The organism is Pseudonocardia lacus, assembly GCF_018531445.1.
Classification (GTDB): domain Bacteria; phylum Actinomycetota; class Actinomycetes; order Mycobacteriales; family Pseudonocardiaceae; genus Pseudonocardia; species Pseudonocardia lacus.
Genome location: NZ_JAHDTH010000082.1, coordinates 18,230 through 32,355 on the forward strand (window position 1 = coordinate 18,230; position 14,126 = coordinate 32,355).

Annotated in this window: 16 protein-coding genes; 11 read left to right on the forward strand and 5 right to left on the reverse strand. The window is 74.1% G+C overall.

The genetic code is table 11. The features are described from left to right. Positions 1-75 precede the first annotated feature (75 nt). A complete protein-coding gene (locus KIK08_RS18620) occupies positions 76-1,392 on the forward strand; it encodes an acyl-CoA dehydrogenase family protein (RefSeq protein WP_214404457.1) in 1,317 nt (438 codons plus the stop codon). Between the two features lie 7 nt (positions 1,393-1,399). Then, the gene (locus tag KIK08_RS18625; protein WP_214404458.1) at positions 1,400-2,107 is read left to right on the forward strand and encodes a TetR/AcrR family transcriptional regulator; all 708 of its coding nucleotides are present in this window, start codon (positions 1,400-1,402) and stop codon (positions 2,105-2,107) included. On the opposite strand, the gene KIK08_RS18630 is transcribed toward KIK08_RS18625, so the two are convergent. Next, positions 2,073-3,068, reverse strand: coding sequence for a LysR family transcriptional regulator (locus KIK08_RS18630; protein WP_214404459.1), 996 nt, complete (start codon positions 3,066-3,068; stop codon positions 2,073-2,075). The two genes, KIK08_RS18625 and KIK08_RS18630, sit on opposite strands and share 35 nt — an antisense overlap. Positions 3,069-3,159: 91 nt before the next feature. On the opposite strand from KIK08_RS18630, the gene KIK08_RS18635 reads away from it, so the two are divergent. Then, positions 3,160-4,395 carry an MFS transporter gene (locus KIK08_RS18635; protein ID WP_214404460.1) on the forward strand — a complete coding sequence of 412 codons (1,236 nt, stop codon included), beginning with the start codon at positions 3,160-3,162 and terminating at the stop codon, positions 4,393-4,395. A 488-nt stretch (positions 4,396-4,883) separates the two neighbouring features. Here KIK08_RS18635 and KIK08_RS18640 read toward each other — a convergent pair whose 3' ends face one another. Then, positions 4,884-5,273, reverse strand: coding sequence for a DUF3224 domain-containing protein (locus KIK08_RS18640; protein WP_214404461.1), 390 nt, complete (start codon positions 5,271-5,273; stop codon positions 4,884-4,886). Then, positions 5,270-6,247 (reverse strand): DUF2867 domain-containing protein, encoded by a 978-nt coding sequence (locus KIK08_RS18645; RefSeq protein WP_214404462.1) that lies wholly within the window; start codon positions 6,245-6,247, stop codon positions 5,270-5,272. Before KIK08_RS18645 ends, KIK08_RS18640 begins: the two co-directional genes overlap by 4 nt. Positions 6,248-6,299: 52 nt before the next feature. Between KIK08_RS18645 and KIK08_RS18650 the strand changes: the two genes are divergently transcribed. Next, on the forward strand, positions 6,300-6,875 hold the full coding sequence (locus KIK08_RS18650; RefSeq protein WP_308257719.1) for a TetR/AcrR family transcriptional regulator: 576 nt from the start codon (positions 6,300-6,302) through the stop codon (positions 6,873-6,875). Here the strand turns inward: KIK08_RS18650 and KIK08_RS18655 are convergent. Then, a complete protein-coding gene (locus KIK08_RS18655; protein ID WP_214404463.1) occupies positions 6,859-7,614 on the reverse strand; it encodes an enoyl-CoA hydratase/isomerase family protein in 756 nt (251 codons plus the stop codon). The two genes, KIK08_RS18650 and KIK08_RS18655, sit on opposite strands and share 17 nt — an antisense overlap. Positions 7,615-7,738: 124 nt before the next feature. Between KIK08_RS18655 and KIK08_RS18660 the strand changes: the two genes are divergently transcribed. The 4 genes from KIK08_RS18660 to KIK08_RS18675 are packed head-to-tail and all read left to right on the forward strand — an operon-like array spanning position 7,739 to position 10,142. Continuing rightward, positions 7,739-8,824, forward strand: coding sequence for an S-(hydroxymethyl)mycothiol dehydrogenase (locus tag KIK08_RS18660; protein WP_214404464.1), 1,086 nt, complete (start codon positions 7,739-7,741; stop codon positions 8,822-8,824). Continuing rightward, positions 8,821-9,456 carry an MBL fold metallo-hydrolase gene (locus tag KIK08_RS18665; RefSeq protein WP_214404465.1) on the forward strand — a complete coding sequence of 212 codons (636 nt, stop codon included), beginning with the start codon at positions 8,821-8,823 and terminating at the stop codon, positions 9,454-9,456. Before KIK08_RS18660 ends, KIK08_RS18665 begins: the two co-directional genes overlap by 4 nt. Before the next feature lie 42 nt (positions 9,457-9,498). Beyond that, positions 9,499-9,795: a hypothetical protein gene (locus KIK08_RS18670; protein ID WP_214404466.1), complete on the forward strand. Its 297-nt coding sequence runs from the start codon at positions 9,499-9,501 to the stop codon at positions 9,793-9,795. Further along, positions 9,792-10,142: a type II toxin-antitoxin system VapC family toxin gene (locus tag KIK08_RS18675; protein WP_214404467.1), complete on the forward strand. Its 351-nt coding sequence runs from the start codon at positions 9,792-9,794 to the stop codon at positions 10,140-10,142. Before KIK08_RS18670 ends, KIK08_RS18675 begins: the two co-directional genes overlap by 4 nt. Here KIK08_RS18675 and KIK08_RS18680 read toward each other — a convergent pair whose 3' ends face one another. After that, complete coding sequence (locus tag KIK08_RS18680) at positions 10,143-11,327, reverse strand: MFS transporter (RefSeq protein WP_308257720.1); 1,185 nt, start codon at positions 11,325-11,327, stop codon at positions 10,143-10,145. A gap of 122 nt (positions 11,328-11,449) precedes the next feature. On the opposite strand from KIK08_RS18680, the gene KIK08_RS18685 reads away from it, so the two are divergent. The 3 genes from KIK08_RS18685 to KIK08_RS18695 all read left to right on the forward strand — a co-directional run. Further along, positions 11,450-12,394, forward strand: coding sequence for a metal ABC transporter solute-binding protein, Zn/Mn family (locus KIK08_RS18685; protein WP_214404468.1), 945 nt, complete (start codon positions 11,450-11,452; stop codon positions 12,392-12,394). Positions 12,395-12,405: 11 nt separating this feature from the next. After that, complete coding sequence (gene aztA / locus KIK08_RS18690) at positions 12,406-13,182, forward strand: zinc ABC transporter ATP-binding protein AztA (RefSeq protein ID WP_214404469.1); 777 nt, start codon at positions 12,406-12,408, stop codon at positions 13,180-13,182. A gap of 3 nt (positions 13,183-13,185) precedes the next feature. Beyond that, positions 13,186-14,126, forward strand: a 941-nt coding sequence (locus KIK08_RS18695) for a metal ABC transporter permease (RefSeq protein ID WP_214404470.1), incomplete at its 3' end; no start/stop codon positions are given.

The window sequence follows — 14,126 nt, forward strand, 5'->3', positions numbered from 1 at the left end:
GTCACAATTCAAGCACTTGCATCACAGACTGATGTCCCCGCATGATCGGAGCACGGCGCACGCGAGGAGGCGAGCATGTGGGATTTCGAGACCGAGCCCGAGTACCAGGCCAAGCTCGACTGGGTCGAGGAGTTCATGCGGGAGAAGGTCGAGCCGCTCGACTTCCTCGACGCCAGCCCCTACGACAAGTCCGACGAGCGGATGATGCGCATCCTGCGCCCGCTCCAGCAGGAGGTGCGTGAGCAGGGCCTGTGGGCCTGCCACCTGGGCCCGGAGCTCGGCGGGCAGGGCTTCGGCCAGGTCAAGCTGGCGCTGCTGAACGAGATCATCGGCCGGTCGCGGTTCGCGCCCAGCGTGTTCGGCTGCCAGGCGCCCGACTCGGGCAACGCCGAGATCATCGCCCACTTCGGCACCGAGGAGCAGAAGGCCCGCTACCTCAAGCCGCTGCTCGACGGCGAGATCTCTTCGGCGTACTCGATGACCGAGCCGCACGCCGGGGCCGACCCGACGCTGTTCACCACCCGCGCCGAGCGCGACGGCGACCACTGGGTCATCAACGGCGAGAAGTGGTTCACCAGCAACGCGAAGTTCGGCGCGTTCTACATCGTGATGGCGGTCAGCAACCCCGAGGCCGGCCCGTACGAGCGGATGTCGCAGTTCATCGTGCCGCGGGAGACCCCGGGCGTGGAGATCGTGCGCAACGTCGGGGTGGGCGGCGAGTCCGAGCGCGAGGGCGGGCACGGCTACGTCCGCTACACCGACGTGCGGGTGCCGGCCGACCACCTGCTCGGCGGCGAGGGCAAGGCGTTCGCGATCGCCCAGACCCGCCTCGGCGGCGGGCGCATCCACCACGCCATGCGCACGATCGCCTCGGCCCGCAAGGCGTTCGACATGATGTGCGAGCGCGCGCTGTCGCGGCAGGTCCGCGGCTCGCGCCGGGACACCTCGCTGACGCCGCTGTCGAACCTGCAGATGACCCAGGAGAAGATCGCCGACAGCTGGATCCAGCTCGAGCAGTTCCGGCTGCTGGTGCTGCGCACGGCGTGGCTGATCGACAAGCACAAGGACTACATGAAGGTCCGCAAGGACATCGCCGCGGTGAAGGTGGCGATGCCGCAGGTGCTGCACGACATCGCCCAGCGGGCGCTGCACCTGCACGGGGCGCTCGGCGTCTCGAACGAGATGCCCTTCGCCGGGATGCTGCTCGCGGCCGAGGTGATGGGCATCGCCGACGGGCCCACCGAGGTGCACAAGCTCACGGTGGCCAAGCAGGTGCTGCGCGACTACGCCCCGCACGAGGGCCTGTTCCCGTCCGGGCACCTGCCGACCCGGCGCGAGGCGTCGAAGGCCGTGATCGCCGAGTTGCTCGAGCACGAGGCCGCCCAGGTCTAATAGCGCCATGTCCACCCCGTCGTCGCCGCCGCGCTCGGACACCAGGGCCAAGCTGCTGTCCGCGGCCGAGCACCTGTTCGCCGAGCGCGGCGTCGACGCGGTGAGCCTGCGCGAGATCACCCGGGTGGCCGGGGCGCGCAACGTGATCGCCGTCCAGTACCACTTCGACGACCGCGCCGGCGTGCTGACCGCGATCCTGGCCAAGCACCTGCCCGACGTCGACGCCCGCCGGCACGCCCTGCTCGACGAGATCGAGGCCGCCGACGGCACCCCGACGGCGAGGGCGCTGGCCGGGGCGCTGGTCCGCCCGCTGGCGGCCAAGCTCGCCGACCCCGACGGCGGCCCGGCGTTCCTGCAGATCTACGCCGAGCTGATGAGCCGGCCGAGCCCGCAGGTGCGCCCGGCCGACGTGGTGTCGGACAGCCTGGGCCGCTGGCGCGCGGCGGTCGTCCCGGTGCTCGCCCCGCAGGCGCGCCGGCTGCACCGGCGCTGGACCGCGATCGTGCACACCGGCGTCGAGTTGGCCCGCCGCGCCCGCTCGGCCCCGCACACCGACGACCGCCTCTTCACCAGCTACCTGGTCGACGTCGTCGCGGCCATCCTCACCGCCCCGGTGTCGAGCGAGACGGCCCGACTGGCCGACGAGCGCGACGCCGCCCGAGCCACCGTCGAGAACGAGGTTACCGCAGCTTTGGACCGGTCCAACGAACGATAACCTCGTTCTCGACGGGGCCCTGCGGGCGGGACGGCGAGAGCGTCCACGGCGGCACCCACGTCCCCTCGCCGCCCGGCGCCGGGAGCCGGCCCAGGTGGGCGCGGAGCCGGGCCACGTCCGGGTGCGGGTCGTCGCGGCGCCAGAGCAGCGAGTGCGGGTAGACCGGGGTCGGGTCGCGCACCGGGACGCGCCGCAGGTCGTGCCCTGCCGGCCAGAGCAGCCGCGACCGCTCCCCGACGAACGTCGCCACCTCCGCCGACGCGGCCAGCGCGTCGGCCATCGTCTCGAAGCCGAAGTCGGGCCCGGTCGTGTCCAGCACGATCCCGAACGCGGCGGCGAGCCCGGCGTAGTACGCCGCCCACTCGGTGTCGCCCCCGCCGGAGGGGATCCAGACGCGGTGCCCGGCGAGCCGGGCGGGGGTGACGGCGGCGGCGCCCGCGAGCGGGTGCGCGGGCCCGACCAGCAGCTGCAGCGGCTCGTCGAACACCCGCACGGCCGCGACCTCGTCGGGCAGCAGGCGCCCCGGCGCGGCGACGGCCCGGAACGAGGTGTCCACCGCCCCGGAGCGGACGGCGGCGACCGCCGCGTCGGCGTCGGGCAGGGTCACGACGTCCAGCTCGGCGTCGGGGTGCGCGCGGTGGAAGTCGCGCAGCAGGTCGGCCGGGGCGAGCCGGCGACCGAGCACGTCGACCCGCAGCGCGCGCCGCTCGGGGCGCAGCGCGGTGGTGGCCGCCCTGGCGACCCGCAGCAGGTCGTGGGCGTGCGGCAGGAAGGTGCGCCCGTCGTCGGTGAGCCGGACGCCGCGCGCGGTGCGGACGAACAGCCGGGTGCCGAGGTCGCGCTCCAGCGCGGCGATCCGCTTGGACACCGCCTGCTGGGTCAGCGCCAGCTCGTCGGCCGCCTCGGTGATCCGCCCGGCGTCGGCGACGGCGAGGAAGGTCCGCACGCCGTCGAGGTCCACGGCGGGACCGTAGCCGCACAACCGGCGGTTGTGGCTCACCGGTCGACCGGTTGTTGGCCGCGCGACCCCGTCCCCCGCTGTGATCGGCCCCGTGCGGACGCGGGGGCTGGGACGGCGGTTCGGGTGGCTGTGGGCGGCGTACGCGGTGAGCGCCGCGGGCACGGGGTTGGCCTTCGACGCGCTGCCGTTGATCGCGATCCTGGTGCTGCAGGCCGGCCCGGCGCAGGTGGCGGCGCTGGCCGCGGCCGGTCGGGCGGCGGGCGCGGTGCTGGCGGTGCCGCTGGGGCCGTGGGTGGAGTTCCACCGCAAGCGCCCGGTCATGGTGACGATGGACCTCGTCCGGTGCGCGGCCTTGCTGAGCGTGCCCGCGGCGTTCCTGCTCGGCCGGCTCGGCTTCGCCCACCTGCTGGTCGTGGCGGTCGTCGCGGTCGCCGCCGAGCACGCGTTCCGGGCGGCCGCGGGCGCGTACCTGAAGGGCCTGGTGGCCCCGGGCGACCTGCTGCGGGCCAACGCCCGCTTCGAGGCCACGACGTGGACGGCCACCGCACTCGGGCCGCCGCTCGGCGGGGCCGCGATCGGCCTGTTCGGGCCGCTGACCACGGTGCTCGCCGACGTCGCCAGCTTCCTGCTGTCGGCGCTGGGCCTGCGGGCCATCGGCGGCCGGGAACCACTCCCGACGCGCGCCGGCGCCACCCGGCTGCGCGCCGCCGACCTGCTCGACGGCTGGCGCCACATCCTGGCCGACCCGCTGCTGCGCCCGCTCTTCCTGAACACCCTGCTGGTCAACGGCCTGGTCATGGCCGCGGCACCACCACTGGCGGTGCTCATGCTCGGACCGCTCGGCTTCGCGCCGTGGCAGTACGGGCTGGCACTGGCCGGGCCGTGCCTGGGCGGCCTGCTCGGCGCCCGGCTGGCCGGCCCCCTCGTCACCCGGTTCGGCCAGCACCGCGTGCTGCGCGCGGCCGGGACGCTGCGCGTGCTGTGGCCGATCGGGCTGGCGTTCGTCGGACCGGGGACGCCAGGGTTGGTACTGGTCGCGGGGGTGGAGTTGGCGCTGATCACGTGTATCGGGATCTACAACCCGGTGCTCGCCACTGCTCGGCTCGAACGCACTCCGTCCGGGTTGGTGGCACGGGTGCTGGCTGCCTGGTCGGTGACGGGCGGGTTGGCGACGGCGGCGCTGACGGGGTTGTGCGGGGTGTTGGCTGAGGTTGCTGGGGCGCGGGTGGCGATAGGGGCGGCTGGGGTGGCGCTGGTTGTGACGCCACTGTTGTTGTTGCGGGTTGGTCATGAGGGCGCGGCAGTTGTGCAGGATGTCCGGGTTTGAGGGGCGTCCCGCTTGAGCCGCCTTCGGGTTGTGGGGCCTCCAGCGGCGCCTCCGCGGCGAGCGACCTCTGATCGAGCAGGGGGCCTCGGGGAGTCGTGGGCGCTGGCGCGCCACCTCGGCGGACGAAAGTGGATTTCGTCCGATCTGGTTGGACGAGATCCACTTTCGTCCGGCGCGGGTGGCTGGCGGCGCCTCCGAGGACGCGGCCCCGCGTCCTCGGCCGTTGGGCACCTCGCAGCCCTGGCTAGTCCTCGCAGGCCTCCGCGGCGTCATCGCAGCCCTGAGTGGGTTCTCGCAGCCCGCCGGCGCGCTGCGAGAACCCACCTGGTGCTGCGCGGCCACCCCACATCTGCGAGGCCGCCCGCACGCCGCTGGGCGCACACGCGGCCCGCCTGCGGGCTGTGAGGCCACGGTTGGTGCTGCGCGGTCACCGCTACATCTGCGAGGCCACCGCGCACCGTCGGGAGCCCCACCTCGCAGCCCCTGTCTCAGCCGAGGTCGTAGTCGAACGTGTAGCTGTGCTCCCCGTCCACCAGCGCGATCGTCATCGTGCCGGTGAGCCCGACCAGCTCGTCGGTGCCCGAGTTCGGCACCACGTCGACCAGCATGTCCCCGCCGCCGCCCGCCATCAGCGCCGAGTGCCGCAGCAGGAAGCCGCCCTTGCGGCCGTCGACCGCCGCGGTGACCCGCTCGATCGCCACGTACGTCGCGGTGCCCTCGCCGGCGAAGCCCTGCAGCATCTCGGTGGCGCTCTCCCCGGTGATCCCGCCCTGGAAGGACTTGGTGTTGCGGGCCCGCGCCCGCTTGGTGCCGTCGGCCTCGTCGATGACCTCCTCGTCCCAGGAGGTGAGGTCGAACCGTCCGGTGGTCGTCGTCATGCACCGATCGTCGTCGGCACCAGCCGAGGGGTATTGGACGAACGCGACAGCCGTCGCGCGGCCCGGGCCAGCATCCCCCGCACGACGATCGGGTGGATCGGCCGCACGATCGCGAAGTAGCCGCGGCCCCTGCGGTTGCGCAGCAGCACGACGGTGCTGACGACGACGCGGTCGGCCTCGCGGCGCACGCTCGCCCGGAAGTCGAGGTGGCCGGCGTCGGTGCCGAGCAGCACCTCGTCGTCGGTGCGGGCCAGGGAGTCGAAGGCCGAGCGGTCGCCGCGCTCGATGCCGACCAGCCCGACCAGTGCCTGGCGCACCCCCATCAGCGCGACCACCCAGGCCGGCGGGTCGCGGAAGACGGCATCGGCCCAGGTCTGCGGGTCGCGGGGCAGGCTGGGGCGGGTCGCGACGGCGTGCGCGTCGGCGAAGTCGACGCGCGGCAGCGCGCCGTCCAGCAGGCCGCCGGACGGTACGGGCACCGCGCGGGGGCGTTCCTCGCCGGCGACCGCCCGCAGCAGCCGCACCCACGGCGAGTGCCGCGCCGGGCGCTCGGGCTCGCGGCCGACCGCGCGCTCGGCCCGGTCGAGCAGGTCCTCCAGCAGGGCGTCGTGCAGCCATCGCACGACCAGCGGCCACAGCAGCACCATCGGCCAGCCGAACCGGGCGTCGGCCACGTGCCGCACGACCGAAGCGGACTCCCCATCGGGCTCGACGAGGAACTCGTGCGTGCCGTGGATGCCGAGGTCGGGCTCGAACGCGAACCCGATCCGGCGGCCGGGCTCGTACGCGGTGACCCGGTAGTGGATCGACCCGTGCCCGCCGGCCGCCCCGACGGCGACCGGGCCGTCGAGCACCATCGGCACCCACCGCGGGCTGGGCCACAGGGCGTCCCGGGGGCCGCCCAGCCGGTCCAGCAGCGGGGCCAGCGCCTCGGGCGGCGCGGCCACCCGCCTCTCGTGCACGTTCCGGACCATGGCCCGCCTCCGTACGCCACCGTATGGTACGACCGTACGCTAGCGTACGGAGGTGGCGGAGCGGAAGCGGTTGAGCGCGCGGGACTGGACCGACGCCGCGGTCGTCGCGCTGGCCGAGGGCGGGATCGGCGCGGTCGCCGTCGAGCCGCTGGCCACCCGGCTCGGCACCACGAAGGGCAGCTTCTACTGGCACTTCGCCAACCGCGACGCGCTGCTCGCCGCGGCGCTGGAGTCCTGGGAACGCACCGACACCGAGGAGGTCATCGCCCTCGTCGCCGCCGAGCCCGACCCGCGCACCCAGCTGCACACGCTGCTCACGCTGGCCGTCGGCGGGCGCGACGGGCAGCGGGGCGGCCGGGTCGAGCTGGCCCTGCTCGCCACCCGCGACCACCCGCTCGTCGCCCCGGTGCTGGCCCGGGTGACCGCGCGCCGGATCGACTACGTCGCCCGACTCTTCGGCGGACTCGGCCTACCGCCCGACGAGGCCCGCCGCCGCGGCCTGCTGGCCTACTCCGCCTACCTCGGGCACGCCCAGCTCACCCAGGCCGCCCCCGACACCGTCCCCGGCGGCGCCGACCTGGCGGCCTACGTCGACGCGACGATCGGCCTGCTCACGACTTCTTCGTAGCCTTCGCCAGGTAGTCCGCGGTCCACCCGTCGGTCACCCGGCGCACCCACAGCTCGGCCACGCCCGCGGCCTCGTCCGCGTAGCCGTCCATCCGCTCCACGTGCTCGCGGCGCAGCTGGGCCTTGGTCATCGCGAAGGTGTCCGCCGGCACGTCGGCGGCCAGCGCCCTGGCCTGCGCGATCGCCCGGTCGAGCAGCTCGTCGGCCGGCACGACCTCGTCCACCAGCCCGAACCCGACCGCGTCGGCGGCGGGGTGGGTGCTGGCCCCGATCATCAGCCGGCGCGCCGCCTGATCGCCCACCGCGTGCCGCACGACCTCGATCGGCACCCGCGGGAACGGCACCCCGACCACGATCTCCGGGACCCCGATCCGGCCCGGCCCGTCCGTCATCAGGACCCGGTCGGCGGCCGCGGCCAGCACGGCCCCGCCGGCGATGGCGTGCCCGTTGACCGCCGCCACCACCGGCTTGCCCAGCTCGAACGGCGTGCGCAGGCAGGCGTCGAGCGCGGGCAGGAAGCGCCGCACGTACTCCTCGCCCCCGTCGAGCAGCCGGCGCAGGTCGACCCCCGCCGAGAACGACCGCCCGGCCCCGGTGAGCACGACGGCCGTCGCCGGGTCGCTCGCCAGCCCGGCGAACGCGTCGGCGATGGCCCCGCACAGCTCCAGGTCCATCGCGTTCACCGGCCCGTGCGCCAGCCGCAGCACCGCGACCCCGTCGACGTCCTCGCGCTCGATCATGACCGGAACCTACGTGCCGCGACGGCACCTAACCAGACGCGCAGCGCCGTGCGGCCCCACGGCCGCCCCACCCGTGGAAAGCTCGGCGCCGGACGAGTGCCGAGGCAGCCACAGGAGTCGCAGAATGTCGCAGCAGGTTCGCGGGGTCGTCGCCCTCAAGAAGGGCGAGCCGGTATCCGTCGAGACGATCATCGTGCCGGACCCGGGACCGGGCGAGGCCGTCGTGCAGGTGCAGGCGTGCGGGGTGTGCCACACCGACCTGCACTACCGCGAGGGCGGCATCAACGACGAGTTCCCGTTCCTGCTGGGCCACGAGGCCGCCGGGATCGTCGAGTCGGTCGGCGAGGGTGTCACCGACGTCGCGCCGGGCGACTTCGTCATCCTCAACTGGCGCGCGGTCGACGGCACCTGCCGGGCCTGTCGGCGCGGCGAGCCCTGGTACTGCTTCTCCACCCACAACGCCGCGCAGAAGATGACGCTGGAGTCGGGCCAGGAACTCAGCCCGGCGCTGGGCATCGGCGCGTTCGTCGAGAAGACGCTGGTGCACTCCGGGCAGTGCACGAAGGTCAACCCGGCGGTCAAGCCGGAGGTCGCCGGCCTGCTGGGCTGCGGGGTCATGGCCGGCATCGGCGCGGCCATCAACACCGGCGGCGTGGGCCGCGGCGACTCGATCGCCGTCATCGGCTGCGGCGGCGTGGGCGACGCGGCCATCGCCGGCGCCCGGCTGGCCGGCGCGGCCACGATCATCGCCATCGACGTCGACGACCGGAAGCTGGCCTGGGCCAAGGAGTTCGGCGCCACCCACACGATCAACTCCCGCGAGCAGGACATCGTCGAGGGCGTGCAGGCCCTGACCGACGGCAACGGCGCGAACGTCGTGGTCGAGGCGGTGGGCCGGCCGGAGACGTTCAAGGCCGCCTTCTACGCCCGCGACCTGGCCGGCACCGTCGTCCTGGTCGGCGTGCCCACCCCGGACATGACCGTCGAGCTGCCGCTGGCCGACGTCTTCGGCCGCGGCGGGGCGACCAAGTCGTCCTGGTACGGCGACTGCCTGCCCAGCCGCGACTTCCCGATGCTGGTCGACCTGCACCTGCAGGGCCGGCTGCCGCTGGAGAAGTTCGTCACCGAGACCATCGCCCTCGACGGCGTCGAGGCCGCCTTCGCGAAGATGCACAGCGGCGAGGTCCTGCGCTCGGTGGTGCTGCTGTGACGCCCTCCGGCCCGATCGACCACGTCGTCACCTCCGGCACGTTCTCCCTCGACGGCGGCACCTGGGACGTCGACAACAACGTGTGGATCGTCGGGAACGCCGACGAGGTCGTCGTCATCGACGCCGCCCACGACGAGCTCGCCATCGAGCGGGCCGTCGGCGGGCGGCGGGTGGTGGCGGTGGTGTGCACCCACGCCCACGACGACCACGTCAACCGCGCCCCCGCGCTCGCCGACCGCGTCTCCGCCCCGATCCTGCTGAACCCGGCCGAGAAGCAGCTCTGGGAGATGACCCACCCCGACCGCTCACCGGACCGCGAACTGGTCGACGGCGAGGTGCTGACCGTCGGCGGCGTCGACCTGCGGGTGATCACCACCCCCGGCCACTCCCCCGGCTCCACCTGCCTCTACGCGCCGGAACTGGGCACCGTCTTCACCGGCGACACCCTGTTCAACGGCGGCCCCGGCGCCACCGGCCGGTCGTTCTCCAGCTTCGACACGATCATCTCCTCGATCCGGGAGAAGCTGCTCGCGCTGCCCGGCGACACGGTCGTCCGCACGGGCCACGGCGACTCCACGAAGATCGGCGACGAGGCACCGCACCTGGAGGAGTGGATCGCCCGGGGGCACTGAAGACGCCACGGGCCGGGGGTGGCCGGCGCTACATTCGCGCCCGTGGAGGACAGTTCCGAACCGCTCGACCTGGACGAGCTGCCCGACGGCGAAGCGCGCTACGCCGCTGTGATGGCCGCGGGGAAGCGGGTGCCGGTGGTGGTCCGTGGCCGCGTCGTGGGCTACCTCGTCCCGGCGGACGCTGAGAGTTCGCCGTTCGAGCGGCTGGTCGCGGCGGGCAAGGTGCGCCGCGCGACGCGGCGCGGCATCGCCGACCTCCTGCCCATCCCGCCCGCGGAGCCGGGGGAGAGTTCGCCGTACGAGGAGCTGATGCGGATGCGCGAGGAGGAGAGGTATTGATCTACCTCGACACCTCCGCCCTGCTGAAGCTGGTCTTCCCCGAAGAGGGCTCGGACGCCGTGGCGAAACCCGTCTCCGCCGACGTCGACATGGTGTCCAGCGAACTGCTGCTCGTCGAAGCCCGGCGCGGCACCGCACGACGCGCACCTGGTCGGCCACCCCGGCTCGACCTGCTGCTCGGCCGGGTCGAACTGATCGAGATGTCGCGCGCCGTCCTGGAAGCGGCGAGCCGGCTCGAGGAGCCGATGCTGCGCACACTCGACGCCATCCACGTGGCGACGGCCCTGTCTGACCCCGGCCCCGGATCCGTCGAGAACGAAGTTGTTGCTCGTTGGACCGGTCCATAATCACGACAACTTCGTTCTCGACGGCTTCTGGGGGCGTGGTCGCGGGACCAGGACGGTGAGGGCGCAGAGCACCGCGGCCACGCCGAACGCGACCCGGAAGCCGAACGGGTCGGCCAGCGCCCCGAGCCCGGTGGCGCCGACCCCGGTCCCGCCGTCGAAGGCGATGTTCCAGGCCGCGCTGGTGGCGCCGTAGCGGGCCGGGCCGTACACCGCGAACAGGGTGGTCAGCGAGTCGTTCTGGACGGCGCCGAACCCGGCGCCCACCAGTGCCGCACCCACCAGCACGCCGGCGGCGCTGGTGTCGAGCAGGCCCGCGGCCAGGCCGGTGCCCAGCGCGGTGAGCAGGGTGGCCGGGCCGAGGATGCGCCCGCCGATGCCGAAGCGGTCGACGAGCAGCCCCGCCCCGACCCGGCCCGCGAGGCCGCCGGCCGCCATCACCAGCAGGGCCGTCGGGGCGAGCGCGCCCGGGGCCACCGCCAGCGGCAGGAACGTGACCAGCCCACCCTGCGCCATCGAGCAGACCACCATCGCCAGCAGCGGCCGCACCCCCGCCCCGACCCCCACTTCCCTCTCCTCCTGCGCCGCGGTTTCAGCGGCGGGGGCGGACGCGGCGGCGGGCACCCGGATGAACGGGACGAGCAGCGCCCCGAGCACCGGCGCCGCCCCGCCGGCCACGAAGACCGGCAGGAACCCGAGCCGTTCGACGGCGGCCACCCCGATCGCCAGCAGCACGAGTTGCGGCGCGCCGACGGCGACGCCGTAGCGCCCGGTCGCCCTGCCGTGCTGCTGCGGCGGCACGAGTTCGGCGACCAGCGCCGCCCCGACCACCGTGACGAGTCCGAATCCGATCCCGCGCAGCGCCGACACCGCGACCAGCGCCGGGGTGTCCGCCGACAGGGCGAACAGCGGGGACGGGGCACCCAGCAGTACGAGCCCGATGCCGAACACCCAGCGGTGCCCGATCCGGTGCAGCAGCCAGGGCACCGCGAGTTGGGTGAGGACGGTGCTGAGCATGAGCGCGCCGGTGGTGACGCCGGCGCCGAGGGCGCCCGCGCCGCCGCGCGCGGCCCAGAGCGGGACGACGGGCAGCAGCAGCGCGTAGCCGCCGAAGCCGAGGACCGATGCGCCGAGGGTCAGCCGGAAGGACGCGCCGCGGATGCCGTCCGCGGCACCCAACTCCAGCACCGCGCCAGCGTAGATCAGGGTCGTGCGCCCGTATCGGATTGAGACGTCGCCGACAGGGAACTACGGCTAGTCTACGAATCCGCTTAGTCTGCGCTAATCGTGGTGTTAGAGGAGGCTAACTCGTGCTCCGTCGGTGCCTGACCTGGCTCCTGCTGGCGGTCGCGCTGGCCGGCTGTGCCGCGCCGGCGGCCAGCCGCGCCCCGGTCGTCGACCGCCCGGTCAAGGTCACCACGACCACCAACTTCATCACCGACGCGGTCGCCCGCATCGGTGGCGACCGGGTCGTCGTCACCGGCCTGATGGGCCCCGGCGTCGACCCGCACCTGTTCCGGGCCAGCGCCCGCGACGTGGCCACCCTGCGCGACGCCGACCTGATCCTCTACGGCGGTCTGCAGCTGGAGGGCCGGATGGGTGAGCTGTTCGGCGAGCTGGCCGAGCGCCAGCCCACCCTGGCGATCACCGACGACATCCCGCGCTCGGAGTTGCTCGCCCCGGCACCGGGCACGAACGAGGAGTACGACCCGCACGTCTGGTTCGACGTCGGGCTGTGGGGGCGGGCGTGCCGCACGATCGCCGCCGCGCTGACCGAGCGCGACCCCGCCCACGCCGCCGACTACCAGCGCAACCTCGATGCCTACCTGGCCGAGCTCGACGCGCTCGACCGCGAGATCAAGGGCCTGATGGCCACCGTGTCGCCGGAGCGCAGGCTGCTGGTCACCTCGCACGACGCCTTCGAGTACTTCGGCCGCCGCTACGGCCTGGATGTGGCCGGGATCCAGGGCATCTCCACGGCGGCCGAGGCCACCACCGCCGACGTCGAGCGGGTGGCGGCGCTGATCGCCGAGCACCGGGTGCCGGCGGTGTTCGTGGAGTCCAGCGTGCCCCGCCAGACGATCGACGCGCTCATCGCGTCGGCCGCGCGGCGCGGCGCCGAGGTCCGGGTGGGCGGCGAGCTGTTCACCGACGCCGCCGGCCAGCCGGGCACCCCGGAAGGCACCTACATCGGCATGTTGCGCGCCAACGCGCACTGGATCGCGGCCGGCCTGAACGGCGAACCGGAGGGATGAGGCAGATGTTCATGACGTCGCCTGCGCAACAGGCCACGGTCACCGACACCGCGCTGGAGGTCCGCGGGCTGACGGTCTCCTACCGGTCCGCGCCCGTGCTCTGGGAGGTGGACGCGCAGTTCCCGGCGGGGCGGCTGTGCGCCGTCGTCGGCCCGAACGGCGCCGGCAAGTCGACGCTGCTCAAGGCCGCGCTGGGGCTGGTGCCCAGCGACGCGGGGCAGGTCCTGATCGACGGCCAGAGCGGCCGCGCCGGCCTCGACCGCGTCGCGTACGTGCCGCAGCGCGAGTCGGTCGACTGGGACTTCCCGATCACCGTGCGCGAGGTCGTGGAGATGGGCCGCTACCGCTCGACGGGCTGGTTCCGCCGGGTGTCGAAGGCCGACCGCGCGGTCGCCGACGAGTGCCTCGACCGCGTCGGCATGGCCGGCTTCGAGCGCCGCCAGATCGGCCAGCTCTCCGGTGGCCAGCGCCAGCGCGTGTTCCTGGCCAGGGCGCTGGCCCAGCAGGCGCCGGTGCTGGTGATGGACGAGCCGTTCGCCGGCATCGACGCGCGCACCCAGGCCGACCTGCTCGACCTGCTGCGCGCCATGCGCTCGGACGGCGCATCGGTGATCGTCGTGCACCACGACATGGCCCAGGTGCGCGCCGCGTTCGACTGGACCCTGCTGCTGAACGTGCGGGCGCTGGGCTGCGGGCCGACGGCCGAGGTGCTGACGCCGGAAGCGGTGCGCGCCGCGTACGGGGTGCCGGGCACCGACGTCGAGACCGCCGACGTGTGGAGCGGTTGATCCGTGTTCGACCTGCTCACGCGATTGGGGTTGCCCTACACCGACAGCGTGGTCGTCGCCGGTGCCCTGGTGCTGGGGCTGACCAGCGGCGTCCTCGGCGCGTTCGCGGTGCTGCGCGGGCGCAGCCTCGTCGGCGACGCGGTGGCGCACTCGACGCTGCCCGGGGTGTGCGTCGCGTTCATCGTGTCCGGGGTGAAGGACGTTCCCGGGCTGCTGGTGGGGGCGGCGGTGGCCGGGCTGGTGGCGGCGTTGCTGATGGTCGGCATCGAGCGGGCCGGGCGGATCCGCCCGGACGCCGCGATCGGCGTGGTGCTCTCCGGGTTCTTCGCGCTGGGCGTCGTGCTGCTCACCCACATCTCCAACACCCAGGACTCCGACCAGGCCGGCCTGGAGAACTACCTGTTCGGGCAGGCCGCGGGGCTGCTGGAGAGCGACGTGGCGGTGATGGCCGCGCTGGGCCTCGCCGCGCTCGCGGTGGTGCTGGTGCTGCGCCGGGCCCTGGCGACGACGCTGTTCGACGCCGGCTACGCGGGCTCGATCGGGCTGCCGGTGCGCGCGCTCGAGGTGCTGATGACCGCGCTGCTGGTGGTGGCGATCGTGATCGGCGTGCGGGTGGTCGGGGCGATCCTGATGGTGGCGATGCTCGTCGTCCCGACGGTCACCGCCCGCCAGCTCGCCGACCGGTTCCCGGTGGTGCTGGGGTTGGCCGCGCTGGTCGGCGCGGTCGTCGGGGTCACCGGCTCGCTGCTGGCGACGCGGGCCGCGCTGCCCACCGGCCCGGTCGTGGTGCTCACCGGCTTCACGATCACCCTGGCCGCGGTGCTGTTCGCGCCCGGGCGCGGCGTGGTGTGGCGGGCACGGCGGCTGGCCACGCGCCGGCGACGGGTGCTCCGGGAGGCGGTGCTGGGCGCGCCGGAGGTGGTGCGCGGCGGCCTCGCCGACGC

Coding starts and splice junctions, on each gene's coding strand:
- KIK08_RS18645 (WP_214404462.1), bottom strand. CDS start 6,247: ATGGTCCGGAACGTGCACGAGAGGCGGGTGGCCGCGCCGCCCGAGGCG.
- KIK08_RS18620 (WP_214404457.1), top strand. CDS start 76: ATGTGGGATTTCGAGACCGAGCCCGAGTACCAGGCCAAGCTCGACTGG.
- aztA (WP_214404469.1), top strand. CDS start 12,406: ATGACGTCGCCTGCGCAACAGGCCACGGTCACCGACACCGCGCTGGAG.
- KIK08_RS18640 (WP_214404461.1), bottom strand. CDS start 5,273: ATGACGACGACCACCGGACGGTTCGACCTCACCTCCTGGGACGAGGAG.
- KIK08_RS18625 (WP_214404458.1), top strand. CDS start 1,400: ATGTCCACCCCGTCGTCGCCGCCGCGCTCGGACACCAGGGCCAAGCTG.
- KIK08_RS18655 (WP_214404463.1), bottom strand. CDS start 7,614: ATGATCGAGCGCGAGGACGTCGACGGGGTCGCGGTGCTGCGGCTGGCG.
- KIK08_RS18660 (WP_214404464.1), top strand. CDS start 7,739: ATGTCGCAGCAGGTTCGCGGGGTCGTCGCCCTCAAGAAGGGCGAGCCG.